Origin of the sequence: Pseudalkalibacillus sp. A8 (assembly GCF_045920555.1) — a bacterium.
In the GTDB taxonomy this organism is placed as follows: domain Bacteria; phylum Bacillota; class Bacilli; order Bacillales; family Fictibacillaceae; genus Pseudalkalibacillus.
On the sequence record NZ_CP174509.1, the window covers coordinates 3,162,147 to 3,186,800 of the forward strand.

Consider the following 24,654-nt stretch of genomic DNA (forward strand, 5'->3'; position numbering starts at 1 on the left):
TTTAAACTATACTCTTTGGGAGATGTTCAACGTGAAAGACTTAATTTCCTATGACGCCTATGAAGAATTAGCCGATTATTATGACCGATATGTCGACATTAAACCATCTAACGCGTATTATGAACGTCCTGGTACACTGTCTCTACTTCCTGATATAGAAGGGAAAAGGGTCCTTGATGCAGGTTGCGGAGCGGGTTGGTATACGAAGTGGTTCATTGAACACGGGGCTAAGAGGGTGACTTCGATCGATTTCAGTCCTAACATGATTAAATTGACGAAAAAACGTTCAGGTGACAAAGCTAGGGTTTTTCTAGCTGACCTTAATCAACCACTGGATCAGATAGAAAGCCAGTCAAAAGATTTGATCGTTTCTCCTTTAACTTTACATTATCTAAAAAACTGGGAAACACCTATGAGAGAATTCAATCGAATATTAAAAAATAGAGGACGGCTTGTCTTTTCGGTCCACCATCCTTTTATGGACTATATAGTTTTCAATCGCGATAACTATTTTACAACTGAATTACTGGACGATGAGTGGAATACACCGGATGGTAAAGTGAAAGTCCAATTTTATCGAAGACCATTGAGTGAAATCCTCAAGCCGCTCCATCTAAACGGGTTTGTCATTGAAAAGTTAATCGAGCCGATGCCAACCGATGAATTCAGAAAAGCACAACCAGACACATATGAAAAATGGACGAAAAGACCACAATTTCTCTTCATCCGTGCCCAAAAAACGACGACCATAAAATAATTAGGTTAAGACATTTATCAAAAGAATATAGGGGGAATAGATGAAAAGGAGTGGTGGATCCTTGCACTATTAGGGTTTGTTTATATGACGATAGCAGTAAACTTGTTAGAAATTATATAGTAGAACACTATTACAAATATGATTTGGTCTAAGGGTGATAGAAGCTCCCCCTTTTTAAAAATTAATTTTATAAAATAAATAACAACATCCAAAAACTAACCACAAAACCTATGGAACCCAATAGGGCTTAGTTGTGGTTTTCTTTGTTGGCTACTATTAATTTTACATCAAACTTTTCTAATATTCGAATGAATTCGCTATCAGGGTTATGGTTCGTAATCAAAATATCGATTTCCTTGAAAGAGAGACTTTTGAATAATTCTTGTTTGCCAAATGATGCAGAGTTTGCCAGTACGATGATTTGATCCCCGCGTTTTGTCATCGCGCGTGTTACCATTCCTTCTTCTTGATTAGAATAAGAAATTCCCTCTGATACAATCCCATCAGCCCCAATAAAGACTTTATCCACATAATACCGTTCTATATCTTCTAATAAGGATGAGCCTTGTAGAGACTGCGATTTTTTGTTCAATCGACCGCCGATAAGATGAATATCTATATTTGTTTTATCAGCAAGCAGCCTGGCTGATTTCAAAGAGTTCGTAATGACCGTCGATGGAATAGCGAGAATATCAGCAAGATATTGAACAGAAATAGAAGAGTCGAACATCAAGTTTTCTTCAGCTTCAATCAGGCTCATAGCCTTTTGAGCGATGGATCGATCCAATTTAGAAGTCAGCATCAACTCTCCAGAATCATCTTTTGGTTCAGCATAAGTTTTTTCAGTGGAGAGGAGCGCGCCACCTCTAGTACGTGTAATATCTCCTTGTTTTTCTAACTTAACTAAATCTCTTCTAGCCGTATCCCTGGAAATGTCATACATATCCATCATTTGAGTGACTGTTATACGACTATGCTTATATAAGTAATCGAGTATTTTCACTAACCGCTCATCTTGAAACATAAAAGTCCCCATTTCTCTATTTCTGCTTTTATTCATTATAAGTGATATAAGCGAAGTAAGCAAAAGCAAAAATAATTATATTGATTAAAGATGCTTATTGTGCATTTGTGCTTAATTACTTATAATCAATTGTAAATACTTAAATATGGGGGCGCGCGTATCTATGTTTGGTTTTATAGCAATGGTTGTACTATGTATCCTAGAACTAGGTTTAACTTTTTTGGTATCAACAGACCGAACATCTTCAGAACATATAAATAATCCATAAAACTCCAATGTGAATTAATTTTATTATGTTAAGTTACAGGAAATTTTTAAGGTGCACGGATAGGATTCCGTGTTTTTTTGTATAAGTATAGGTGAGCTAGAAAAATAGTTGGATATGGGCTCCAATATATGATGAAAGGATTATTTTTTAATGGGATCACGTATTATGCATTTGATAACAGCAGATATGGTATTGAAGGAGCTATCAATAAAGAGTGAAAATGATTTTCTGCTTGGTTCCGTTATCCCAGATGCTGTCATACCGAAAGATCTTAGCCATTTCTTCGAGTATGATAGTGATGGATTGACCATTTCCGTTAATTATCCGAAATTCGCTGTAACGTATAAGAATGTAATAAATGAACCACTCACATTGGGCTATTTATGTCATCTGATCACTGATGACATCTGGCTGAAGGATTTTTATCTTTCTTGGATCAAAGAGGAAATAGAAGCGGACGATTCTTTTTATTACGCCTACCATAGAGATTTCAGACGTTTCAATTATCATCTTTTACAACACCATGGAAACTTTCAGCTAGAGGAAAGACTTGCTTCTGGCCGGTATTTTGATTTTTATGAGGAATTGAATCACCAATCGGTAAAGCAGTTTCTACTGTCGATGGAGGAAGACTTCAAAACCCCTTCTTGCAAACATAAGGAGACATTTGAAGTCTTTCAATTTGATGACATTGTTCGTTACTTAGAGAAGTCCAAGCAAGAATCGATAAAATATTTACAGTCTTTTATATCGACCAAAGGGGAAAAGAGTCATGAATTTTCAACGATACAAGAAAGCGAGTGAACTAGCTCGTGTTGGACAAGCATTTTTGTTGAAAGATGAGGCATTAAATAACCTTCCGCTTGGTATTATGCATCGGTGTATTGAAAATGAGGAAAAGGGGATAAGTGATGGTACAACTCCATTTTTCGCATCTATTACCGATAGTAAGCAAAACATGGTTTTAATATTGATCATGACACCGCCTTACAATTTAGGGATATTCGGTGATCGTTCTCATCCTCACCTAAAAGAAGCTATAGAACTAGCTATCGAAAAGCTAAAAGCACTTCCGGTAAATATTCCAGGAGTCATTGGTTCTGGTATACTGGCAGGCTTGTTCGCTGAATCCTGGTGCGCAGCCAATAAAATCAGTTACGAGACTGCAATGGAACAATACATCTTTAAACTGACAAAGGTGAATAATGTTTGTCAGAGTCCAGGTTTCATAAGATTGGCAACAATGGATGACATCGACCTGCTTTCAAAATGGGGTTATGAATTTTCATACGTAACAGAAACTCCATTTACTAAAGAATTAGCGAGGAAAAAAACGAAGGAATTCATTTTGCAAGAAAGCCTTTATGTCTGGGAAGATAAACAACTGGTTTCCATGGCGCGAAAGGCTAGGGGTACATCTAATGGGATTAGCGTCAATTATGTATACACTCCAAAAGAGTATGAAAAGCGTGGATATGCAACATCTTGCGTGGCAGAACTGAGCAGGATCCTTTTAAGAGATGGCTATGGGTTCTGCACGTTGTATACAGATCTCTCAAACCCGACCTCCAACAGCATCTATAAAAAGATCGGTTATAAGCCAATCGGGGACTCGATCGTGTATCAATTCAAAGAAAAATAACAAGAAAAAGATGGAAACCAAACTGTCCCATCTTTTTTAGTTACAAGAATCACATTCACCATCTGAATATTCAATTTGAACCGTTGTATGATTGATGTGGAAGACGTCTTTAAGATGGTCGGATGCTTTCTCTAATATCTCCTGATGATCGGTCTCCTTATCAATCGTAATATGACAACTGAGGGCGGTAAAACCTGATGTAATCGACCAAACATGAAGGTCATGTACATTTTGGATAGATGGGAGGGTACAGAGTGATGATTTGATTTCTCCAATGTCGATATGCCCTGGCGTACCTTCCATCAATACATGGATAGCTTCCTTTGTGACGCGCCATCCGCTGATTAAAATCAAAACAGCAACCACAATACTTGCGATTGGGTCTGCATATCCCCATCCCAGTGAGATAATGAAGATTGCAGCGATAATTGCACCTACAGAACCTAAAAGATCTCCTATAACATGCAGAAAAGCACTTTTTACATTCAAGTTGCCGCTAGTGTCACCTTTCAGAAGGATATTAGCGACAATCAGGTTGATCAACAACCCGATGATAGCTATTGTGAGCATCCCGTATCCCGCAACAGCAGGGGGATTCACGAAACGGTGATAAGCCTCATAAATAATGATGAAGGAAATGACGATAAGAGCAATTCCGTTAATGAAAGCAGCAAGAATTTCAAACCGTTTATATCCGAATGTTTTATTAGGACTGGGTTGCTTGCTTCCAAAATGGATGGCTAAGAAACTTAGTCCTAAAGATGCCGCATCACTGAACATGTGGCCGGCATCAGAGAGCAACGCCAAACTGTTAGTAATAAGACCACCAATCAATTCGACGATCATGAATACACAGATTAAAAGGAAAGATATTCTCAAGGCTTTTTTATTTGCCTGATGATCATGATGATGGCCCAAAATAACCCCTCCCTCAGTAACCATTTTATCTTACAGATAATAGTTTTTACAATTATTGCTTTTTTAAAGCTTATAATTGTGATACAAATCATTATTCCAATAAACGGTATAAAGCCGTGTATTTATAGTGGACCATCAGCACATACCAGAAACAACTATACTGCACAGTGCATATCATTTATCATTCAAAAAAGTAATTTTGTATACTATTCATATTAACTAGAAGAGAGGGATTTTCATGAAAAAGATAACTTCTGAACAAGAATTCAATGATCTTATCAATCATCAGCAGCAAACAGTCATTAAATTCGAAACGGATTGGTGCCCGGATTGCAAACGTCTCGATATGTTCATCGGAGAAATAATTGAAGAAAATCAGGATAAAGATTGGTACCAGATCGATAAAGATCAATTTCCAGAAATCGCTGAAAAATATGAGGTAATGGGGATACCGAGCTTGCTTATATACCAAAAGGGAGAAAAGGTTGCTCACTTACATAGTGCAAACGCCAAAACACCAGAATCCGTCAAAGAGTTTCTCAAGAGTGTTGATTGAAGAATGAAGAGACATTTTTTAAGTCTCTTCTTTTTTATTGAATATAGGCATATATCCGTACCGAAAAATGAATTTGTCAATACCTTAATAAGAGATGGTTAATATGCCATGGTTACCTGACGTAGTTACAGAAAGGGGGGATTTTCATGGCAAAGAAAAACAACGAAGAAATGGATATTAAGAATGAAGATATGGAATTTGAAGAAGAACAAGAGGGCGTAAATCCTTGGGATGCGATGTGGGGTTTCGGTCCAAATAGAACTCATGATGAAGATGAAGAAGAAATTGAAGTGAAAAACGAGACCTCATATGATGATGAGGATGATGAGGATGATGAGTCAGAAGAGGATGAAGACTCCGATTCTTGGTTTTCCTGGTAGCAATCAATGCGGCTGAGATCAAACTGGTTCTCAGCCTTTTTTTACACTAATTTCTTAAATATTAACGTTGATTTTTACAGGAAATTTTCTAAAAAGAAATTCGTGACACTCTAGCGGTAGAAGCGGGCCAGACGGGACCCCGCAGTTTGGATGCAGAAAAGTGATGTCCAGCTCAGCGACCAGTCACTTGGATCACTTCAAACTTCCTGCGGCGGCTGACACATTAATTTATGTCGAAGCGTATCCCCACGCAGAACCAAATTTTTGTTTGGTTCGAGCCTCCTCGTCAGTCTTCCAGTGACCTACGTGACTAAGCGGGTCGCTTCCGCTTTTTCTTCAGCCCGCGGAAAGGGAGTGAAATTGCATATATCAACAATGACTTAGCAGGGCCTTTTACAAAATTGAAAGAGCAGCCACAAAAGGCTGCCCTGGCAAATAGTATCTTAAAAAATGATGTGTGCCATCAATACGATAACTGGTAATGTTACTATTGTTCTCTCTAAGAAGATGAGAACTAAATCTTTGAAGTTTACTGGAATCTTAGAACCGAGTAACAGCCCACCAACCTCAGACATGTAAATGAGCTGTGTTACAGATAGACATGCTACGATGAATCTAGTCATTTCGCTTTCAATTACTTCCACTCCGATAAGGGCTGGTAAGAACATATCAGCAAATCCTACAACAATGGTTTGAGCAGCGTCAGATGCTTCAGGCACCTGCATGATTTGCAGAAGCGGTACAAACGGTTTACCGAGCCATTCGAAAAATGGAGTCACTTCTGCTATCACTAATGCAATCGTTCCAATTGCCATGACGATAGGGATTACACCCATCCACATATCAAGCACATTTTGGAATCCACCTTTAACAATGACATCATAGCTTTTCGTTTTCTTAGCCGTGTGTGCGGCCGATCTCAATCCCCAAGACAACATTTTTGCTCCTCTAGGGATATCCTCGCTTTTACTAGCATCCGATTCATCCACATATGCGTCCTTCTTGTTTGACAACGGTGGGATACGCGGTAAAATCAGAGCTGCTACGAATCCAGCCAATACAATCGTCAAGTAGTATGGTCCGAAATAAGCGTCTAACTCCAACTGTTTCAGGACAACAATCGTGAATGTAATTGATACGACAGAGAAGGTAGTACCGATTACTGCTGCTTCTCGTTTGGAATAATTTCCTTCTTCGTATTGCTTGCTGGTAAGAAGAACTCCGATTGTCCCGTCTCCTAACCAAGAAGCAAGACAGTCAATCGAGGACCGTCCAGGAAGGGTGAAAACAGGACGCATGATTTTTGATAATAAAGCTCCAAATAGTTCTAGCAATCCAAAGTTCAGTAACAATGGCAGGAACAAACCTGCAAATAAAAATACTGAGAATAATACCGGCACGAGGTCGTATAGTAGTAGACCACCTGTATTCGGTGACCAAATCCATTCCGGTCCGATCTCATTCAATGTCATGATTGCAAAAATCATACCTAAGAATCTTGCTATCAACCAAATTGGACGTACCAATAAGAGAGATTTTAAAAATGTATTATTCATAATGAATGCTGGCTTTGCCAAAACAGCTACAAATGATAGCAGGACTGTAAGAACGATTATCCATGTCATGATGACTGGGATGCTGTCACCAAGCAAGCCCTGTAACCAGTCCGCGAGCAGGGCGACCGGTATGGTCACTTCACCTTTGTAATTAATCGGGATCATGAACAGAAATATTCCGATCAAGGAAGGTATAAGGAACTTAAGGTAATTCGATGTACTAGGTTTGGGCAATGTTTTCTCCTTGTCCATTTCTAATTGTTCACCTCGTTTAAAATGTAGTTTTGATTGATCCAACTTTTCACAATAATTAGACGATGGTCTGTTCCTTTTACCATAAAACTTACGCAGATTGTATAAACATGTAAAATAACCAGACGTTAAGTACTAATAAAAATCATTCTAAAGTTGGAAACACTTTAAATAAAACACATATAAAGATGCATTTATAAAAATCAAACAGCATAATTATAACATACTTAAATTTTCAAAAAAAGATGAAATTTCGACAAAATTCGATGATTCGACTAGTAAAAATTTACATAATAAAATAAATGATCATTACATCCGCTGTGTATCGTGATAGGTCACTAAACAATTGTCTCAAAAAACTTTTTAAAAAACGGCGAAAGATATCTAAAATATCGCCACTTGTCCCTATCAAAACCTGTACTTCTACATAGTATGTAATGAAAAGACTATTCTCTAGGTAGAATAGATTCTTTTAATGACCTGAAGGAAGGAGGATGTCTTTCATGGGTTTCGGGCATGGGCATGGAGCAGGTTTTGCTTTGATCGTAGTTTTGTTTATTCTCCTCATTATCGTGGGAGTAGCTTTTGTAAGCTAATTTGACGAATACGATCATAAAAAGGGTAAGCAAAGGAGTTGTCGGACTCCTTTTGCTTCCTGAAATAAAAAATTATATGTTTGTCATCTTACAAAAGGGTTTGATCAAATCAAATATCAGGCTACTTCAATACGTTATTTTGTATTTCATAAAGCAAGATGACGTTTATATTGGAGTAAGCATGATTGATAAGGTCAATCCCTTTTCATGCATTATGGGATAAAGGAGAGTGGCTATGCCGACAATAATCATTGCACCCATCAAAATTTCCGCTGTAAATGATGGAACGGTTAATTTCGGGGACTTATTCTATAATTCACCCGTATCGACTTCAAAGACTGCACAAGGCTCTGGAGGAGGGAACACTGGAGATTTCTTGACAGAAAACAACTTTTTCAGTGTAACGTTCACTATAGATCCAGATGCTTCAGACAGTAATAATATAGGTAACACATAGATGATAGGGAGGGTTGACCTGAATTTGAGCGTCAGCCCATCCTTAATCCGGGTAGTACTTTACCTCGACTTTTTTCTTGGATCGATCATCTGTCAATAGACGATACAGCCTTATATAGAGAATTCCTTTTTGATAATAGGCTTCAATAGGATCTTCCCGGACTGAGTAGGGTAAGGTTACTTCTCGCTCGAATCTTCCTTGGAATATTTCATTCTGTTTGAGCGACATGCCATGTGTGTGTATAGTCGTATTCCCGATGACCTTTATCGAACTTTTGTATACATAGACTTCTACATCATCGATATTTTTCAGGCCGGGAAGTGAAACCAAGCATAAGAGTTCATTCTCTGACTCATAGATGTTTACTTTTGGGCCGGATTTTTCATTTTCTTGTTGATTCGGAAAGAAATTTTGATTGATGTATTTATCAGCCATTTGTTTCCAATCCATCATTTTTGACCATGAATCCATAAAATCTCCTCGCCTTTTTCAATTGATCATCTTTGTGGCGCCAATGGCACCAATGGACCAGCTATAGGTAGTTCTTGAACCCCGCCGAATGGTTGCTTCAATTCGGGGGCGGGTTCGGTGAATCCTCCCGTATTGGCACTGTATGAAATGGGTTTTATGACACCGCTCGTGCCGATTTGGAGGACAGATGAATTTGATAATCCCTCTATGCGCAACGTTTGGATCGTGATCGTTTGATTGACATACACATTCATAATCATCCTCCTATTCATAAGGATTGACAGTGAAGTGGCGAATGTGCTTGACACGGGATTCACTCGAAATGAAATCCGTTTTCCCGATACGGATGGAAGAGGAGGCCGCCACACCAATGATATTTATGGATTTGACATGTATGGCAGGCACTTCTTGGACAGTATTTACGGGAACGCATTCATAAGATAAAGGCGGAAAAGGTATCGAGAAAATCGAATACATATCAAGCCGATGCTCATCAATATCATATGTCGATTCTTGCCTTTGTACAGCTAACGCCCTGGAAACCGGAGTCATGATTTTCGTGTCGCCAGCTTGAACGACTGAAGAACTGACGACTGAAACGATATCGATATATTGAACGACAGAAACACGATCCATTTTAAGATTCCGTCGCCAAAGGTACGAGAGGGGTCCCGATGATCAATGATTCTGGCGGTGTATCGAACATGGATTGACAATTGATCACATCACTGTCCCCGACCAAAAGCAGTGAAGAAGTCGACAGACCCATGATACGTATATCCCCCACAGATAGCTCACGATTGATGACGTTAAGTTCCATCCTGATTCCCTCCTTGGGATTTCTTCTTCTCATTATTCATATAGATTTCAATCCCGCTTACAATGTCTTTTTTAATTTGCTCCATGATCCGGTCAGCCTCTTGATTAGGATTTCGTTGTACATTATCAGGGTTTGTTGCCATCATATAATGGGGAAGACGATGCTGCATCTGTTTTTTGATATCCTCTACAATCACTTTTTGCTGTGACTTGGTTAAATTAAATCGAGTCCGCTTTTCCACTTTTTGAATATCATTGAAGATATCATGGTTCAGATAATGATCGACTCCTTGATTGATCCATTTATACATATCATCTGTAAAGGGAGATTGGGTTTCAGAGGAATTATTTTTGTTTATCTGGATTTTCTTACCGTTGACGCCTAGATCCTCAATATTATCAAGACCGCTCCCTCCAGGAGAGAGTCCGATATTCAATGTCCCTTCCAACGTTTCAATTTTCAATTGATCGAAATTATATTCAATTGAGGTTTGAGGCGAGTTTTTCAATTGTGCAACTTCATTTTGTAAACCTGCAACGATGGACTCGATCGATTTAGTTTTATCTTGTAAGTGCCTGATGATTTCTTCAAGCTGCTGGATCCGCTGTTCGAAATAATAATCATTACTCAAGCCCATCACCCCCTCATAATTAACCTATGCAATCTGATCAGCAATTTAACACAAGGTTGTTCAGAAAGATGATGATATTTAGCCTGTATTTCCAATTTGACTGTTATCGATCACATCTGAATCTAACGTATGAGTGATGCTGTAGCCATTATTGACTTGCAAGTTGTCACCTGTATTAAAAGACCCTGCTCCCGCAAAAGTTTTCGATACACTGTTAGGTGCTATATGATAGACATCCCCGATGTTAAAAACAGCTGACCCTGAAACTTCGTTGATTTTTATCGCTCCGACCATAGCAGGCATATTGAACATCCTTTTCAGGGGTTATTAATACAACATATGCGTATACCTAATCCCGTGTTAATGGGTACCAAATATTGATGAAGTGCATAGGATACGGTAGAAAAATGTGCCCATGAGAGAGGAGTAAACAGCTATGCCTTCAGTCATATTAGCTCCGATAAAGATCAGTGCAGTTTCAAGCAGTGCTACAGTTAATTTTGGTGATACTCTATATATTTCTCCAAAAATGACCTCTAAATCATCGAGTGGTTCCGGCGGATCGAATACAGGTGACTTCATGCTTGTGAACAACTTCTGGAACTTCACCAATACGATTGATCCAGATATCAATGATTCTAACAACCTGGCGAATTTTTAAACTAAGTAGAAAGGAAGAAGAGAAGGATGGATTTTTGGAAAAATCAGTTGAGTAATCTTTTCAATGATGAACGTATGGATGCTTTTTTAAACTCCATCGATCAGCAATTGCAAAAATCCTTTAAGGAATTTGATAAGCAATTGAATCATTTACACTCGAATTATTTTTTCCATGTAGATGTAGCTGAATCAGAAAATGAGGTTGTCATACAGGCAACATTACCCGTTGAAAAAGATGACCGTGTCAATTTAGAAGTCATCAATCATCAATTGAGGATTTTAATTCAAAAATTCGAAGAAGAACAATTACAAAATGATAAAGGGGAGGTTTTAAGGAAAGAAAACTATTCTAAACGCATTGAAAGATACTTGCCATTGCCGCCAAACGTGTCACATGAAAAAATCAAGGCTTCGATGTCAGGGAATCAACTTACCGTCAAAATACCGAAAACACCGGATGACCATTCGAAAATTATCCATATTGAATCAGAATGAACATAAGTGGCCTGCCCATCTTACTAGGTCAGTCCTTTCTTCTTATAAGACTAATTATTCTACGTGATTCATGTGATGTGGCGGTACTTCTTCATTGTGACTACCCGTACCTGAGAAAATCATGATGGAATACATCCCTGTACTTATTAAAATCACAGTTACCCCAATGATAAAACGAAAGGTTTTCGGGTATTTCTTTTCTGACCTTTTGTATAAATAAGTGACATTGACCAATAAAATAATTACCAGCATAACAAGAAGGAGTTTCATCATCAAATCCCATTCCTGGACCGGCAGCATCGAGCCAAGCATCACACCCATCATCCCGCCCATACTGCCTGCAAGCAATCCTTCAATTGCTGCAAGTAAGTGAACAGGGGCACTAATGATGATTCCCACGACACTTCCGATCGCCATGGCGATGAACGTTGCAAGTGTAATTTCTTCACTTAAAAAGTACATCAGGTATAAACCTGAAGCCAGTCCTAATGTCATACCGGATGACATTGCAACACTTTTCGCTTCCATCATAGTTATTTGGCTTCGATTTTCTACCATAAGCAAGAAGCAGAACAATAATATGTTGAAAGACAAAATAGAAATAATTACGATAGCGAATGTCATTGGAACTCCCCTTTATGATTTTCCTTTTTCAACTATATGAACAATTTATGGAAATCATGTTAGGGGTATTCCTTTACATACAAACACCAAAAAATAGACTGATGATTTAAGCAGTTAATTTTTGTAGAAAAAGACGAAGTTCAAATCGTTATATTTACTATTTAATCTCACAATAGAATCAAAACGCTCAGAGAATTCCTCTGAGCGTTTTGATTTCTTCATATTATCATTATTAATTGATCACTCTCGAATTCTTTTTAACCATTCACCGAATCTGCCATACGACTCTTCCTGTTCATAGGTCGAGTCGAGGGCAGCCGCAACATTGATAACACCATGTCCAGTGTATGGATCCTTTCCGATTGTCCCTGCATCATCCGTTGTATCTTTGATAATCTGTATTACTTCGCTGTTTTTAAGATCTGGCTGAGAGGAACGGATCAATCCGGCAAGCGCGGCGACATGAGGGGTTGCCATAGAAGTACCAGACAAGGATGCATACTGATTATCAATATACGTACTGGCGATGTCTACACCAGGGGCTGCGACATCAATGTAATCACCATAATTAGAAAAATCCGCTCGTCGTAAATTAGCATTGACTGCAGCTACACTAAGGACATTTTCGAAAGCCGCAGGATAACTAATTTGATTGGTATTATCGTTCCCTGAAGCTGCAACAAGGATGACATCTTTGCCATAAGCATAATCGATGGCTTCAGCTAAAGCTTTTGATTCTTTATAATTTCCAAGGCTGAGATTGATAACGTCAGCTCCATGATCTGTCGCCCATCGAACACCTTGTGCCACATCAAATGAAGTGCCATAACCATCTGCGTTCATCGCTTTGATCGGCATGATTTTGTTGTACCAGGTCATACCAGCGACACCAAGGCCGTTATTTGTCTCAGAGGCGATGATTCCGGCTACATGGGTTCCATGTCCATTGTCGTCATCCGGGTTTGGACTATCATTCAAAATATTATGCCCCTCAACGAGTCTTCCCGATAAATCTGGATGTTTCATATCGATACCGGTATCAATGATCGCGATAATCACATCTTCATTCCCGCGTGTAATTTCCCAGCCTTCTTCAGTACGGATAGCAGGCAGGTTCCATTGATATTGTTGATAGAATTCATCATCTGTCACAATTTCATTTTGTAAATAGAGGTAATTAGGCTCTGCATATTCAACATCATTTCTTGAATTGAAATAGCCAATCAATTGCGGAGTACTTAAGGAGTCAGATTTAAAAATATAAGTTGAATCCAATTGCTTAGCCACTTCACCATCGATTTCTTTCCGAAGGGTCGCCATGTCCTCTTGATTTGGTTTTTCTTTAAATTTAACCGTAGCCTGTCGCTCTTGATAGTGACTTTTAACTTTTGTTTTGTGCTGAATCACTCCTACGGAAGTACTTGTATCAAGCTTTCTGACGAGTCTTTCTCCATACTCGATTGAATTCAATTTCACAAGTTCCCTGGATTGTCTTGTATCCGACTTATTTGGGATAATCCTTTTATCAGGTTGTGTTTGTTGAACTCGAGGGGCTTCAACATTGTTAGCAGGGTAAAAGAAATATACTGCAAATATTGCAACCAACGAAACCAATGCTACTGTAACTACTTTAAATCTCAACCATATCACCTCCGAAATACACTTCATGATTTAGCTTGTGTATTTCAAAGGCAAATTATTTAATGAAAGGGGGCTTGTAACAGAAAATCCCCCTTTGCTTAAGGGGGATTTTGCCTTAACTTAAAATGTGGCTGACCATACCCAACGTAGAACCTGCCAAAATTCCGATGAACAACAGGCGTAAGCGGAACAACCGAAACCCTCCAAACTAAATGGTTTTCAATGGCGAAAGAAGCAAGCACTGTATTTTATTGCTATATCTTTTGCCATAAATTTTAAACCTCTTCAAAAACTTGGTAAATGACAAGTTGTTTATTGAGTCCTTTTACAACCTATAAGTTTTACTTATTATAAAATTGATTCATTCAACAGAAACATTGTTGCAGTCTTTGCAATAAACAGTATTCATGCTAATGTGACGCTCTTTTAAATATTCTTTTACCCGGTCGGTTGATAATAATCTTCCTACAATAAAGCCATATTGCTCTGGGTTATTCAATAGATCTTGGTCATAAGTATGCAGATTCCAATAATGATTATCCACAGACCATTTCATAATCATCGTATACAGTCTTCCTTCATAAACAAACGCAAACCTTATCTCGTCATTTTGAAACGAACGGATGATCAATGAATCCATGGAAACTACCTACTTTCTAAAAAAATTCAATCGTCTAGAGGAAAATAACTTCTTGATGTATATATATGAAAGAAAAAGATTTGAGGGGATAAAAAAAGAGAATATCGGACAAAAAACTTCTGTAACGGATTTAATACGGACAGTCTAAATCAAGTTGGTTCTAATTATATAGAAGAATAGGCAAGAAATAAATATTTCCACCTTAAAATTAATACAATTTTCAAATAATCACATCAATTGACCTATAGAAACAGGGGATTAAAACATCCAAAACATTTCTAATACGCCACATATTTTTTCTATACAATTTGTTTACATATTTATCCGGGGTGGTAGTGGATAGTAACAGCAAATTACTGGGAGGATCCAAATAATAATGGATGCAAAGTATAAGGAATGTATCGATTGTAGAAATTAGAGGAAAATTGTTCCATAATTCAAGTGAAAGAAAACTGATTTTCATTGACTTTCGGCAAATAGGGTCTCTGGTGTCCGCTAAAAATTCGTTACACTTAAGAAAAGGAAAAGAGCTTGATATTCAAGAATATTCAAGCTCTTTTTTACAATTTATTAGGCATACATCGTTTCAAGTTGTTTTTGGATTTCTTTATTTTCTAGATATTCATCGTAAGTCATTTGCTTATCCATGACCCCATTGTCCGTCAATTCAATGATACGGCTAGCGATCGTTTGGACGAATTGATGGTCATGAGACGCGAAAATCATTGAACCTTTGAATTTGATCAATCCATTGTTCAATGCAGTGATGGATTCAAGGTCAAGGTGGTTAGTCGGTTCGTCGAGAAGCAAGACGTTTGCATTGCTTAACATCATCTTTGAAAGCATGCAACGTACTTTTTCTCCTCCGGATAGGACACTGGCTTTTTTCTTCACTTCCTCACCAGAAAAGAGCATACGACCTAAGAATCCTCTTAAGAACGTATCGCTGTCATCCTCAGGTGAATATTGGCGCAACCAGTCCACAAGGCTCAGTTCACAGCCATCGAAGTAGTCAGAGTTATCCTTAGGAAAATAGGCTTGAGAAGTCGTGACCCCCCATTTGTAAGTTCCGCTGTCTGGTTCCATTTCACCCATCAAGATCTTCATCAAGGTTGTCTTCGCAATTTCATTTTTTCCAACTAAAGCGATCTTATCGTCTTTATTCATTATGAAGCTAACATTATCAAGAACTTTTTCACCGTTGACCGTTTTGGTCAATCCTTCAACACGTAACAAGTCATTACCAATTTCCCTCGCTGGCGAGAAACCGACAAATGGGTAACGGCGAGATGATGGTTTGATGTCGTCTAAGGTGATCTTTTCCAAGAGTTTCTTCCTGGAAGTCGCCTGCTTCGATTTAGATGCATTAGCACTGAATCGTGCGATAAAGTTTTGTAGTTCTTTAATCTTTTCTTCTTTTTTCTTATTCTGCTCTTGGGCCATCTTTTGGGCTAGTTGACTGGATTCATACCAGAAATCATAGTTTCCGACATAAATTTGAATTTTCCCGAAGTCCAAATCCGCAATATGTGTACACACTTTATTTAAGAAGTGCCGGTCATGGGAAACAACAATGACGGTGTTCTCGAAATTGATCAAGAATTCCTCCAACCAATGTGTCGCTTGTAGGTCGAGTCCGTTTGTCGGCTCATCGAGCAAAAGGACATCTGGATTGCCGAATAGGGCTTGCGCCAGCAATACTTTGACCTTTTGACCGCCAGTCAGGTCAGCCATTTTTTTGTTATGAAGTCCTTCTTCGATTCCAAGACCTTTTAATAGGACTGCCGCGTTAGACTCTGCTTCCCAGCCATCTAATTCAGCAAACTCACCTTCAAGTTCAGCTGCTTTGATTCCATCTTCTTCGGAAAAATCAGGCTTTGCGTAAATTGCGTCCTTCTCCTGCATGATTCCATAAAGGCGCTCGTGTCCCATTATGACAGTACTTAATACTTCATATTCTTCATATTCGAAGTGATTTTGTTTTAACACTGCCATACGTTGCCCCGGCGGTAGATGAACATCACCTTTTTGAGGTTCTATTTCACCAGAAAGGATTTTCAAGAAAGTAGATTTTCCAGCACCGTTCGCCCCGATCAAGCCATAACAGTTACCAGGGGTGAATTTTATATTAACATCTTCAAAAAGCTTGCGATCTGCAAAACGCAAACCTACATTTGTAACAGTAATCATTCTTAACATTCCTCCATATTTCAGCTATTAGAGATTATATCATTTTCTAAGCTGCAGGGCGAGATGAGAAGTGTGGCCTCTTTAAAATAGTAGGAAAATGACCAAATAAATCAAATCGGATCATTTAAACCGTTTTACCTATTGATTAAACCTCTATATCTGTTATAGTTGTTGTAAATATATCAACATCGAAAAAGTTGATGTAATTATATCAATCTATATTATGTAAGAATAACTTATTGCGAGGTGTACCAAAAGTGTCATGTATTTGTATTGCTTGTGATGTAATGCACTCTAGACAATTGGATAAAAAGCAGCTTCTAGAAGCTTTGTTGAATTGTGCAGACAGCATGAATGAAGAATGGAAAGAGGAATTACTTGTCCCATTCGACGTTCGTAACGGGGACGAGCTGATTGGAGTCTTGAACAGTTATTCTTTAGGGTATATTGCTGCTGAAAAGATCAGCAGAACACTGGCGGCTGATGGGATATACTTATATATCGGATTAGGGATTGGCGAACTTGAAACGGCTAATTCGACGATCCATACCATGAATGGATCAGCCGTATTAAATGCAATAGATGCGCGAGATTTATTTCTAAAAAAGAATCATCCAAAATCAAAGTATTGGCAATTGAATGAAGAAAACAGCTCGTTCTTTTTTCACTCTGAAAAACTCCCTTATCAGTCACTTAATGCGTTGACCTATTCCATTCATGAAAAAATCATCAACCAAAGTGACAAACAAAAGGAAGTGATCAAAATGGTAGAAAAAGATAAGGAAGCCACCTATGAGGAAATAGGAACCCGACTTGGGTACAAGTCACCTAAATCCACAATTTCGTATCTCTTATCTAGATCGAATTATCACACGGTAGTTGAAATGAGAAATAGCTTGATACAACTATTGGATTATTTGCAAAAACCAGCCGAAAAGGAAGAGGGGTAAAGGATGTTCCAATTACTCCTTTTAATAATATTAGCCCACTTCGTGGCAGACTTCGTACTTCAAAAAAATTCCGTAATCGAACTCAAGAAAGCAAGGTTGCATAAAGGTTTACTTAAGCATATTTTCACACATTTCATTGTCCTTTTTATTGCTGTTGTTATTTATTTCATATTACTGGTTGAATGGCGTTCGGATACAATCTATAAGATCACAGCAAGCATGTTTTTCATTCTACTTATCCACTACCTCGTGGATTGGGTGAAAGAATCTATAAATAGGAAACACGATCAGGTCCTTGTCGGTTCAACATTATTCTTAGTAGATCAACTTCTCCATGTCTTATCCATCATTTTAATATTGAATGTTACGGGTTTGGTTTCTTATACTGCAGCTGACATTTCAATCGGTATCTTACAGTTTTTATTTGAAGGAATTGAAATGGATCTTGTTTCGAAGTTTCTCTTTACCAGTATCCTGTTTGTTCTGGTGACAACAGGTTCAGGTTATTTTCTCGGGATAATTTTGAGAGATCTCGGGCCGAACCCAACATTATCAAAAGATAAATATAGTATTTCAGACGAGAAGACGGAAATAAAAACACACTATAATGAAAAAGGAGAAGAGGTAAACGAAGTAACAAGAATTCGAACCGAACAGTATTATAGAGATTCACCTAAAAGTGTAGGCCGGTACATTGGAATGGTTGAACGGGTATTGATCATCATTTTTATCGTACAAGGGATCCCGCATGGAATGACTTTCCTCATAGCAGTAAAGTCATTGACGAGATTCAAACAATTCGAGAACAAACAGTTTGCAGAATACTATTTGATTGGCAGTTTACTCAGTGCTCTTATTGCAGTTGTCATGGGATATCTTGTATTAAGAGTTTTGTAATCAAACCATGAAAAATCACACCAGCAAACAACTAAATAATTGTGTGTATTAATGCCAGGGGTTTCCTAGTAGAATTTCACTAGACGAACCTGGCGTTTTTTATGCTTATTGACCATTTTTTAGCTTTATCACAGGATTTTTTTAATAATCATAGAAACTTATGTAAACATTTAACGTCCAATTAAAGAGGACTACCATAATGAATACTTGCGAAATTAAGGGGAAATTATGAACAACAAACCAATTCTAAAACTTCAAAACATCTTCAAATCAATTGGTAAGAAACAAATACTAACTGATATAAATCTGCAAGTTGAACATGGAGAAATCATGGGTCTGCTCGGTCCGAATGGTTCCGGAAAAACAACACTAATCCGACTTATCGTAGGATTGATGAAAACTGACAAGGGGCGTATTGTAATTAATGGTCATGACTTGCATAAAGAGTTTACAAATGCAATCACAAATATTGGGGCGATCGTTGAAAATCCTGAGTTCTATGAACATTTGAGCGGACTACTAAATCTACAACAATATTCTGCGATGAATCCTGATATATCCGAAAACCGGCTACATGAAGTAATAGGGATCGTCAATTTAGGTGAAGCAATATACGATAGAGTGGAGTCCTATTCGTTAGGAATGAGACAACGATTAGGAATTGCTCAAGCTATTCTACACCGCCCAAAATTACTCATTCTTGATGAACCAACAAACGGCCTCGATCCACTTGGAATGAGGGAATTCCGTGAATACATAAGTGCGTTGCGTAAATCGGAAAATGTATCGATCATCATCGCTAGTCATTTGCTTCGTGAAATAGAAGATTTGTGCGATCGAGTCGCTATTATCAAATCTGGTGAAATTCGCGATGTTCGTTCTTTAAGCCAAAATGATCAACGGACAATAAGAGTTTTCCGAATGGAAGTAGAAGAAATTTCTGAGACCGCACAAATCCTCGCAGGCATGGGCATTGAAGCTAAACCATCTGCTTCAGGACTTGATATTCTTGTAGATAAACATCAAATTCCGAAGTTGGTTCGGCATCTTGCTAATGAGGGGATTAGTATATATTCCATTTCACCCAAGAACCAGTCGTTGGAAGAAGCGTTCTTTGAGGCTACGGAGGAAAATGAAGATGTTTAATCTAATACGGAATGAACATATTAAAATATTTTATAGAAAAGGCAATCAAGTTCTTCTTTTAACATTTGCAATTGGATGTTTGTTACTTGCATTGATGACGAAAAATATCTTATCGACCTCTGGAGAAAATGAGAGCTTTGCTGATTATTTCATTTTCAGTACAAATTTCTTGTTCTTGCTACAATTCGTATCTGTCATCATTGCAGGTTCAATTGTAGCAAATGAATTCGATTGGGGGACGATAAAGTTTTTATTGATCAGACCGGCACAGCGATCAAAAATCCTATTTTCAAAGTACATAACCGCCTTATTATTTGGCGTGTATCTTTTTGTTTCTTATTTGATTTTAGGCTTATTGTTCGGGCTTCTCTTTTTTGGGGTTTCTGACCTGACGGGGGATTTTGAAAATTTTGGATACATAATACTTCGGTATATGACAAGTTTTATTGAAGTGGCGGTTATGGCGACATTTGCCTTTACGCTATCAACAGTGTTCAGAAGCAGCGTCATTGCTACAGGAACCTCCATTTTTTTGATATTGACAGGCAGGACGTTCGTTGAAGTACTGGCTCATTACCAGGTTAGTTGGGGAAAATATATACTTTTTGCCAATACCAATCTTACTCAATTTTTTTCAGGGAACCGACCTTTATTTAGTGACATGACCTTATCAGGTTCCCTTGTCATTCTTTTCATCTATTTAGCAATCCTTCTGACTGCGTCCTGGTACTCGTTCTCTAGAAGGGATGTATCTATATAATAGAAGAAAGAGGAGTAGATTTTACTCATGTATATTTTCAGGCATAGGTTTCATCCTAATATTAACAACCTTAAGAAGGAGGAATCAAAATGCCACATAAACGAAATCAAAACCAGGAAGCAGTTGAACGAACTGCAAAAAATATTAAGGATGGGGCAGATACTGCTTTTGATAGTGTAGAGAATGCAGTCGAAGCAACAGAAAGTGCTGCCATGAATGCTGTTGATAAAACAGCAGATGCAATCAACAAGCAAATCGAAAGAAATAAAGAATAACGAGCAACAAAAAAGATCATCCATAGTGACAGGATGATCTTTTCACGTCCTGCACCTGCGGTTACTCGGCGCAAAACTACAAGGATGAAATGTAAAGTCCGTGGTCTGTGATGAACGTCGAAGCCAGCATAAGGAAAGCTTCTAAGAATTCTCATCGCAGACACGAAAATGATTTCATTTTTGTGTTGACATCCAGTGCAAGTGAAGAGGCTTTCAGTCGCCCGCGGAAAGGGAATCAATTTCGCAAATATCAGGGCCTAGTTAAAAGAGGAACAGCCTTACAAAATCGGCAATTTATTTATTGATTAACATAAGTTGCCAGTGCTTTTTGGACATCATAAATGCTTTTGTCTTTACGGAACTGCTTGGAAATAGGTTGAGTTGTACTGGATATATAGATTTTTAATTCTGCATCCATATCGAATGTCCCAGCCGTTTCAACACTATAATGGGTGACACTCCGATAAGGGACGGAATGATACTCAATTTTCTTTCCTGTCATACCTTGTTTATCAATCAAGATCAGTCTCTTATTTGTAAAAACGATCAAGTCGCGTATAATCTTAAACGCTTTTTCAACTTGTTCATTCTCGGTAACAATTTTTTGCAAATCTTTTTCAACTGCATTCAAATCTGCTTCAGAAGCATTACCCATAAGTCCATCTAAAATCCCCATACTTATTTTCCTCCTTAATTAGCTATATATAGGTTGTTCGCCGAAAATGTTTATTTTCCTACTAGGTATTCAGAGTCTATTGTTCTCTTGCGTGTTTGTTCGTTGCGATGACAGCCTCTTTAATCATTTCCTTCATTTTATTTATTTCTAGTACCTCAACACCCGCAGCAGTAGAACCCCCAGGGGTCATAACCTGATTCCTTAATGTTTCTACAGGAGTGTCTGTTTCTAGCATTGCCGCTGAACCAGCAATCATTTTTTTCACGAGGTATCGTGCCTGATCTTTTGTAACTCCATAACTGATCGCTGCATCTTCAAGTGCTTCTGAAAACAAGTAGAGAAATGCAGGAGCGCTCCCCGTTATTGCAGTTAAGTTATGTACTTGTTCTTCAGTCAATTCTTCATAATCTCCGATCGCCTTCAATATTTGTTCAATAACAGCCCGATGTAATTGGTCAACATTCCTTCCACATGCGAAGGTAGTCATCGACTTTTGTATCAGAGCAGCAGTGTTAGGCATCATCCAACAAACAGGTGTGCCCTCAGGTAAATTTGCTTCCATTGCAGCAGGATCAATACCCGCAGCAATCGTGATTACTAACTGGTTTTCAAGATACTTTGACAACTCGGCGAATAAAGAATCATGAGCATTTGGGGGAGCTGCCAACAAAATTACATCTGAATTAGAAATCGATGCTTTCCAGTCCGCCGTTTTTTCAACATCATACTTTGAAGATAATTCATTCAATCGGTTGGAATCCGATCGGTTTGCGATCGTTATTGTAAAAAAGGGGGGCTCAGTTGTTTGAATGCCGGATATAATTGCTTCTGCCATACGACCAGCACCTATTACCAATAATCTGGATGATGTCATTATACATCCACAACCTTTCTTTTTTCTAGGCTTTGTTAAATTTTAATATTGATCACTTAAAGAAAAGGATCGCCCGCGGCAAGGGAGTGAAATTCGCCAAAATCAACAATTAAGTATAACAGAGCTAATTTCTAAATTAAACGTACCAAAGAGAGTGAATGATGAAAAGTATTACACTGAAAAATTGGGAATTGTAACCTTTTTTGTATGACGTCCGTCTTTGGGAAAAGGGGGCAAGCAAATGAAGAAAGTATGGTTAATAAGCGGAGTGATCGTATCTATTGTGATTGTTTGTATCTATTGGGTCAATCAGCCTAAAATATTGAATGAATGGGCTGGAGATAACGAAAACCCTGTCATTCTACAAAATAAAACCTGGAAGATGGTGTTTTCTACTACGATCGATCCAAAAACCGTAACAACAAGAAATGTCTTTGTGATCGATTCACAGGGCGACCGTCAAGAAGTATCTGTTTTTCTTGATGATGATCAGCAAACTATCCACATCGAACCACCGAAATCAGGGTATGAACTTACAAGTGAATATTTTACGCTTCACCTTGATGAGAATATACGTTCAACCAGTGGTCGGAAAATCAAACGGATTGAGCCTATCAAGTTTTTTGTGAAGCGAACGCTTCCAGTCATTGGTTCAAAAGAAAAATTGAATGACTATTTTGCTCAAGCAATCAAGGAAAATAAACAAAAGGCAAGTCTCTTTTCACAGGGAGATTCAGGTGGCGCAGAAAATTCAATGGCTGCAAATGACAGTGCCGTATCAGATAGCAATGGTTCCAGAACTTTCTCAGAAACAAATGTTCAGCTTAAAGGAATTGATGAACCAGATTTGGTAAAAAATGACGGTACCTTTTTGTATCAGGTGCTTGAAAATCGAGTTGTCATTACACAAGCTTATCCAGCAGACGAAATGAAACAGGTGTCAACAATCACATTTCCAGCACGGGAATTTGGGCCACAAGAATTGATTCTATATGAAGACCGATTAGTCGTCATTGGACATAGTTATAAAGAAATGCGTGCAATCAAGGATAGTGGTAATTCTGCATCCGATTCATTCCTATTACCGATGAATCATACGCTGAAAGCCATAATTTATGAGATTAAAGACCGCTCAAATCCAATTTTAGAAAGAGAAGTCGAAATTGAAGGATCTTACGTCTCTGCGAGAAGATCGGATGATTTTCTATATTTAATTTCAAGCCATTATCCGAATTTTTGGTCGTTGGAAGAAAAGGAAAATGAAGATATTGACCTTAGGCCAAGGGTAAGGGATAGTTCTAATCAAAAGGGGACGAGATACATTGATTATGAAAGAATCAATTTTCTCCCGCATTCAAAGGATACTAACTTTACAATCATTTCATCCATACCGATAAACAAACCGAAAGAAGAAGCAAACTTCACAACCTATTTAGGAAGCGGAAATCAACTATACATGTCCCATGAAAATTTATATCTAGCTGTCAATACTTATCCTGATATGTCTGGTGACTCACAAATTGCATATTCACCAGACACAACCATCTATAAATTTTCCGTTGATCGAAATAAGGTCCATTTCAAATATTCGACTGAAATTGAAGGCTCTGTATTAAATCAATTTTCAATGGATGAATACGATGGCAACTTCCGGATTGCCACAACGGAGGGGGATTCTTGGAACGAAAAAAATCCATCCTCCAACCATTTATTCATTTTTGATGACAGGTTGAAGAAGATTGGAGAGATCACAGGTCTTGCGAAAGGGGAACGTATATATTCCGCAAGATTTATGAATGAACGTATCTACATTGTCACTTTCAAACAAGTGGATCCTTTATTCGTCATCGATGCCAGTGACCCAACGAAGCCTGAAGTAAAAGGTGAGTTGAAGATCCCTGGTTTCAGTAATTACCTTCACCCGTACGACGGCAACCATATCATCGGATTTGGACATAATACCAAACTGGTTAAGGATGCTTCAAGAAACGAACCAATCGTTCAAATCGATGGTATCAAAATCTCGATATTCGATGTTAGTGATATGAATAAACCTGTTGAAAAGTTCACAGAAATCATCAGTGGTAATGGAACGTATTCTCCATTGAATCATGACCATAGAGCATTGTTATTTGATAAAAATCAAAACTTATTTGCTTTTCCTATCCATATATACAACTATAAAGAGGGGAAACAAGCAGACGAAAATTTCTTTCAAGGTGCATTGATCTACAAAATTGATTTAGATAAAGGATTTAAATTGGCGACAAGTCTTTCCCACTTTCAAAGTAAAGGTGGGGCCGATCATAGACAATGGGAATCGGAGATCCAGCGTCTGGTTTATATCAACGATACGATTTACTCGTTGTCGAGAAATAAGATACTTGCACATGATTTAACCACTTACAAGGAAATTGGGGAGCTGAATCTTAATTATTAAAAATACATCCAGGACATTTCACATTTGTATTGAATATATTTATTATAAGGATATCATT

At 38.0% G+C, this 24,654-nt stretch carries 30 protein-coding genes; 15 read left to right on the top strand and 15 right to left on the bottom strand.

The genetic code is table 11. From position 1 onward, the window contains the following. Positions 1-31 precede the first annotated feature (31 nt). Entirely contained in the window at positions 32-757 is a 726-nt protein-coding gene (locus ACJROX_RS16270; protein WP_408006263.1) for a class I SAM-dependent methyltransferase, read from the top strand. Positions 758-1,004: 247 nt separating this feature from the next. On the opposite strand, the gene ACJROX_RS16275 is transcribed toward ACJROX_RS16270, so the two are convergent. After that, positions 1,005-1,781: a DeoR/GlpR family DNA-binding transcription regulator gene (locus tag ACJROX_RS16275; RefSeq protein ID WP_408006264.1), complete on the bottom strand. Its 777-nt coding sequence runs from the start codon at positions 1,779-1,781 to the stop codon at positions 1,005-1,007. 418 nt (positions 1,782-2,199) lie between these two features. Between ACJROX_RS16275 and ACJROX_RS16280 the strand changes: the two genes are divergently transcribed. Together ACJROX_RS16280 and ACJROX_RS16285 are read left to right on the top strand one after the other, a co-directional pair. Beyond that, positions 2,200-2,853 (top strand): hypothetical protein, encoded by a 654-nt coding sequence (locus tag ACJROX_RS16280; RefSeq protein WP_408006265.1) that lies wholly within the window; start codon positions 2,200-2,202, stop codon positions 2,851-2,853. Then, the gene (locus ACJROX_RS16285; RefSeq protein ID WP_408006266.1) at positions 2,822-3,691 is read left to right on the top strand and encodes a GNAT family N-acetyltransferase; all 870 of its coding nucleotides are present in this window, start codon (positions 2,822-2,824) and stop codon (positions 3,689-3,691) included. Before ACJROX_RS16280 ends, ACJROX_RS16285 begins: the two co-directional genes overlap by 32 nt. A 36-nt stretch (positions 3,692-3,727) precedes the next feature. Here the strand turns inward: ACJROX_RS16285 and ACJROX_RS16290 are convergent, their stop codons facing one another. Further along, positions 3,728-4,609, bottom strand: coding sequence for a cation diffusion facilitator family transporter (locus tag ACJROX_RS16290; protein WP_408006267.1), 882 nt, complete (start codon positions 4,607-4,609; stop codon positions 3,728-3,730). Positions 4,610-4,847: 238 nt separating this feature from the next. Here ACJROX_RS16290 and ACJROX_RS16295 point away from each other — a divergent pair, with 238 nt between their 5' ends. Then, entirely contained in the window at positions 4,848-5,165 is a 318-nt protein-coding gene (locus tag ACJROX_RS16295; RefSeq protein WP_408006268.1) for a thioredoxin family protein, read from the top strand. Positions 5,166-5,311: 146 nt separating this feature from the next. Beyond that, entirely contained in the window at positions 5,312-5,545 is a 234-nt protein-coding gene (locus tag ACJROX_RS16300; RefSeq protein WP_408006269.1) for a hypothetical protein, read from the top strand. 443 nt (positions 5,546-5,988) lie between these two features. Here the strand turns inward: ACJROX_RS16300 and ACJROX_RS16305 are convergent, their stop codons facing one another. Then, positions 5,989-7,353 carry a YjiH family protein gene (locus ACJROX_RS16305; protein WP_408006271.1) on the bottom strand — a complete coding sequence of 455 codons (1,365 nt, stop codon included), beginning with the start codon at positions 7,351-7,353 and terminating at the stop codon, positions 5,989-5,991. A gap of 503 nt (positions 7,354-7,856) precedes the next feature. Between ACJROX_RS16305 and ACJROX_RS16310 the strand changes: the two genes are divergently transcribed. Together ACJROX_RS16310 and ACJROX_RS16315 are read left to right on the top strand one after the other, a co-directional pair. Then, the gene (locus ACJROX_RS16310; protein ID WP_408006272.1) at positions 7,857-7,949 is read left to right on the top strand and encodes a YjcZ family sporulation protein; all 93 of its coding nucleotides are present in this window, start codon (positions 7,857-7,859) and stop codon (positions 7,947-7,949) included. 235 nt (positions 7,950-8,184) lie between these two features. Next, positions 8,185-8,406 (top strand): spore germination protein, encoded by a 222-nt coding sequence (locus tag ACJROX_RS16315; RefSeq protein WP_408006273.1) that lies wholly within the window; start codon positions 8,185-8,187, stop codon positions 8,404-8,406. A 42-nt stretch (positions 8,407-8,448) separates the two neighbouring features. Here the strand turns inward: ACJROX_RS16315 and ACJROX_RS16320 are convergent, their stop codons facing one another. The 6 genes from ACJROX_RS16320 to ACJROX_RS16345 all read right to left on the bottom strand — a co-directional run bounded on the left by ACJROX_RS16320 (position 8,449) and on the right by ACJROX_RS16345 (position 10,631). Then, positions 8,449-8,877 carry an Hsp20/alpha crystallin family protein gene (locus ACJROX_RS16320; RefSeq protein WP_408006274.1) on the bottom strand — a complete coding sequence of 143 codons (429 nt, stop codon included), beginning with the start codon at positions 8,875-8,877 and terminating at the stop codon, positions 8,449-8,451. A 26-nt stretch (positions 8,878-8,903) separates the two neighbouring features. Further along, the gene (locus tag ACJROX_RS16325; RefSeq protein ID WP_408006275.1) at positions 8,904-9,131 is read right to left on the bottom strand and encodes a spore germination protein GerPB; all 228 of its coding nucleotides are present in this window, start codon (positions 9,129-9,131) and stop codon (positions 8,904-8,906) included. 10 nt (positions 9,132-9,141) lie between these two features. Beyond that, positions 9,142-9,513 (bottom strand): spore germination protein GerPE, encoded by a 372-nt coding sequence (locus ACJROX_RS16330; RefSeq protein ID WP_408006276.1) that lies wholly within the window; start codon positions 9,511-9,513, stop codon positions 9,142-9,144. A gap of 1 nt (position 9,514) precedes the next feature. Next, a complete protein-coding gene (locus ACJROX_RS16335) occupies positions 9,515-9,697 on the bottom strand; it encodes a spore gernimation protein GerPD (protein ID WP_408006277.1) in 183 nt (60 codons plus the stop codon). After that, complete coding sequence (gerPC, locus tag ACJROX_RS16340; protein WP_408006278.1) at positions 9,687-10,328, bottom strand: spore germination protein GerPC; 642 nt, start codon at positions 10,326-10,328, stop codon at positions 9,687-9,689. Before gerPC ends, ACJROX_RS16335 begins: the two co-directional genes overlap by 11 nt. Before the next feature lie 78 nt (positions 10,329-10,406). Then, the gene (locus ACJROX_RS16345; RefSeq protein ID WP_408006279.1) at positions 10,407-10,631 is read right to left on the bottom strand and encodes a spore germination protein; all 225 of its coding nucleotides are present in this window, start codon (positions 10,629-10,631) and stop codon (positions 10,407-10,409) included. A 133-nt stretch (positions 10,632-10,764) separates the two neighbouring features. On the opposite strand from ACJROX_RS16345, the gene ACJROX_RS16350 reads away from it, so the two are divergent. Next, complete coding sequence (locus ACJROX_RS16350; protein WP_408006280.1) at positions 10,765-10,989, top strand: spore germination protein; 225 nt, start codon at positions 10,765-10,767, stop codon at positions 10,987-10,989. Between the two features lie 26 nt (positions 10,990-11,015). Continuing rightward, positions 11,016-11,483 (top strand): Hsp20/alpha crystallin family protein, encoded by a 468-nt coding sequence (locus tag ACJROX_RS16355; protein WP_408006282.1) that lies wholly within the window; start codon positions 11,016-11,018, stop codon positions 11,481-11,483. Between the two features lie 54 nt (positions 11,484-11,537). Here ACJROX_RS16355 and ACJROX_RS16360 read toward each other — a convergent pair whose 3' ends face one another. The 4 genes from ACJROX_RS16360 to ACJROX_RS16375 form a co-directional block, all read right to left on the bottom strand. Beyond that, positions 11,538-12,107: a hypothetical protein gene (locus ACJROX_RS16360; protein WP_408006283.1), complete on the bottom strand. Its 570-nt coding sequence runs from the start codon at positions 12,105-12,107 to the stop codon at positions 11,538-11,540. Positions 12,108-12,347: 240 nt separating this feature from the next. Beyond that, positions 12,348-13,757 (bottom strand): S8 family peptidase, encoded by a 1,410-nt coding sequence (locus ACJROX_RS16365; RefSeq protein WP_408011685.1) that lies wholly within the window; start codon positions 13,755-13,757, stop codon positions 12,348-12,350. 352 nt (positions 13,758-14,109) lie between these two features. Continuing rightward, entirely contained in the window at positions 14,110-14,388 is a 279-nt protein-coding gene (locus ACJROX_RS16370) for a hypothetical protein (protein WP_408006284.1), read from the bottom strand. A 570-nt stretch (positions 14,389-14,958) separates the two neighbouring features. Further along, complete coding sequence (locus ACJROX_RS16375) at positions 14,959-16,578, bottom strand: ABC-F family ATP-binding cassette domain-containing protein (RefSeq protein ID WP_408006285.1); 1,620 nt, start codon at positions 16,576-16,578, stop codon at positions 14,959-14,961. Between the two features lie 257 nt (positions 16,579-16,835). Between ACJROX_RS16375 and ACJROX_RS16380 the strand changes: the two genes are divergently transcribed. The 5 genes from ACJROX_RS16380 (at position 16,836) to ACJROX_RS16400 (ending at position 20,606) form a co-directional block, all read left to right on the top strand. Further along, on the top strand, positions 16,836-17,528 hold the full coding sequence (locus ACJROX_RS16380) for a hypothetical protein (protein ID WP_408006286.1): 693 nt from the start codon (positions 16,836-16,838) through the stop codon (positions 17,526-17,528). A gap of 3 nt (positions 17,529-17,531) precedes the next feature. Further along, entirely contained in the window at positions 17,532-18,425 is an 894-nt protein-coding gene (locus ACJROX_RS16385; protein ID WP_408006287.1) for a DUF3307 domain-containing protein, read from the top strand. Positions 18,426-18,653: 228 nt separating this feature from the next. Continuing rightward, positions 18,654-19,571: an ABC transporter ATP-binding protein gene (locus ACJROX_RS16390; protein ID WP_408006288.1), complete on the top strand. Its 918-nt coding sequence runs from the start codon at positions 18,654-18,656 to the stop codon at positions 19,569-19,571. After that, entirely contained in the window at positions 19,564-20,331 is a 768-nt protein-coding gene (locus ACJROX_RS16395) for an ABC transporter permease (RefSeq protein ID WP_408006289.1), read from the top strand. The genes ACJROX_RS16390 and ACJROX_RS16395 overlap by 8 nt, the downstream gene beginning before the upstream one ends. A gap of 89 nt (positions 20,332-20,420) precedes the next feature. Continuing rightward, entirely contained in the window at positions 20,421-20,606 is a 186-nt protein-coding gene (locus ACJROX_RS16400) for a hypothetical protein (protein ID WP_408006290.1), read from the top strand. Between the two features lie 298 nt (positions 20,607-20,904). Here ACJROX_RS16400 and ACJROX_RS16405 read toward each other — a convergent pair whose 3' ends face one another. Both ACJROX_RS16405 and proC read right to left on the bottom strand, forming a co-directional pair. Continuing rightward, positions 20,905-21,282 carry a PH domain-containing protein gene (locus ACJROX_RS16405; protein ID WP_408006291.1) on the bottom strand — a complete coding sequence of 126 codons (378 nt, stop codon included), beginning with the start codon at positions 21,280-21,282 and terminating at the stop codon, positions 20,905-20,907. Positions 21,283-21,358: 76 nt separating this feature from the next. Then, positions 21,359-22,156, bottom strand: coding sequence for a pyrroline-5-carboxylate reductase (proC, locus tag ACJROX_RS16410; protein ID WP_408006292.1), 798 nt, complete (start codon positions 22,154-22,156; stop codon positions 21,359-21,361). 241 nt (positions 22,157-22,397) lie between these two features. Between proC and ACJROX_RS16415 the strand changes: the two genes are divergently transcribed. Continuing rightward, the gene (locus tag ACJROX_RS16415) at positions 22,398-24,596 is read left to right on the top strand and encodes a beta-propeller domain-containing protein (RefSeq protein ID WP_408006293.1); all 2,199 of its coding nucleotides are present in this window, start codon (positions 22,398-22,400) and stop codon (positions 24,594-24,596) included. The last annotated feature ends 58 nt before the right edge of the window (positions 24,597-24,654 follow it).

Coding starts and splice junctions, on each gene's coding strand:
- ACJROX_RS16415 (WP_408006293.1), top strand. CDS start 22,398: ATGAAGAAAGTATGGTTAATAAGCGGAGTGATCGTATCTATTGTGATT.
- ACJROX_RS16355 (WP_408006282.1), top strand. CDS start 11,016: ATGGATTTTTGGAAAAATCAGTTGAGTAATCTTTTCAATGATGAACGT.
- ACJROX_RS16320 (WP_408006274.1), bottom strand. CDS start 8,877: ATGGATTCATGGTCAAAAATGATGGATTGGAAACAAATGGCTGATAAA.
- ACJROX_RS16300 (WP_408006269.1), top strand. CDS start 5,312: ATGGCAAAGAAAAACAACGAAGAAATGGATATTAAGAATGAAGATATG.
- ACJROX_RS16360 (WP_408006283.1), bottom strand. CDS start 12,107: ATGACATTCGCTATCGTAATTATTTCTATTTTGTCTTTCAACATATTA.
- ACJROX_RS16385 (WP_408006287.1), top strand. CDS start 17,532: ATGTTCCAATTACTCCTTTTAATAATATTAGCCCACTTCGTGGCAGAC.
- proC (WP_408006292.1), bottom strand. CDS start 22,156: ATGACATCATCCAGATTATTGGTAATAGGTGCTGGTCGTATGGCAGAA.
- ACJROX_RS16330 (WP_408006276.1), bottom strand. CDS start 9,513: ATGGATCGTGTTTCTGTCGTTCAATATATCGATATCGTTTCAGTCGTC.
- ACJROX_RS16345 (WP_408006279.1), bottom strand. CDS start 10,631: ATGCCTGCTATGGTCGGAGCGATAAAAATCAACGAAGTTTCAGGGTCA.
- ACJROX_RS16370 (WP_408006284.1), bottom strand. CDS start 14,388: ATGGATTCATTGATCATCCGTTCGTTTCAAAATGACGAGATAAGGTTT.
- ACJROX_RS16295 (WP_408006268.1), top strand. CDS start 4,848: ATGAAAAAGATAACTTCTGAACAAGAATTCAATGATCTTATCAATCAT.
- ACJROX_RS16335 (WP_408006277.1), bottom strand. CDS start 9,697: ATGGAACTTAACGTCATCAATCGTGAGCTATCTGTGGGGGATATACGT.
- ACJROX_RS16325 (WP_408006275.1), bottom strand. CDS start 9,131: ATGAATGTGTATGTCAATCAAACGATCACGATCCAAACGTTGCGCATA.
- ACJROX_RS16350 (WP_408006280.1), top strand. CDS start 10,765: ATGCCTTCAGTCATATTAGCTCCGATAAAGATCAGTGCAGTTTCAAGC.
- ACJROX_RS16405 (WP_408006291.1), bottom strand. CDS start 21,282: ATGGGGATTTTAGATGGACTTATGGGTAATGCTTCTGAAGCAGATTTG.
- ACJROX_RS16390 (WP_408006288.1), top strand. CDS start 18,654: ATGAACAACAAACCAATTCTAAAACTTCAAAACATCTTCAAATCAATT.
- ACJROX_RS16310 (WP_408006272.1), top strand. CDS start 7,857: ATGGGTTTCGGGCATGGGCATGGAGCAGGTTTTGCTTTGATCGTAGTT.
- ACJROX_RS16315 (WP_408006273.1), top strand. CDS start 8,185: ATGCCGACAATAATCATTGCACCCATCAAAATTTCCGCTGTAAATGAT.
- ACJROX_RS16305 (WP_408006271.1), bottom strand. CDS start 7,353: ATGGACAAGGAGAAAACATTGCCCAAACCTAGTACATCGAATTACCTT.
- ACJROX_RS16400 (WP_408006290.1), top strand. CDS start 20,421: ATGCCACATAAACGAAATCAAAACCAGGAAGCAGTTGAACGAACTGCA.
- ACJROX_RS16375 (WP_408006285.1), bottom strand. CDS start 16,578: ATGATTACTGTTACAAATGTAGGTTTGCGTTTTGCAGATCGCAAGCTT.
- ACJROX_RS16275 (WP_408006264.1), bottom strand. CDS start 1,781: ATGTTTCAAGATGAGCGGTTAGTGAAAATACTCGATTACTTATATAAG.
- ACJROX_RS16280 (WP_408006265.1), top strand. CDS start 2,200: ATGGGATCACGTATTATGCATTTGATAACAGCAGATATGGTATTGAAG.
- ACJROX_RS16285 (WP_408006266.1), top strand. CDS start 2,822: ATGAATTTTCAACGATACAAGAAAGCGAGTGAACTAGCTCGTGTTGGA.
- ACJROX_RS16395 (WP_408006289.1), top strand. CDS start 19,564: ATGTTTAATCTAATACGGAATGAACATATTAAAATATTTTATAGAAAA.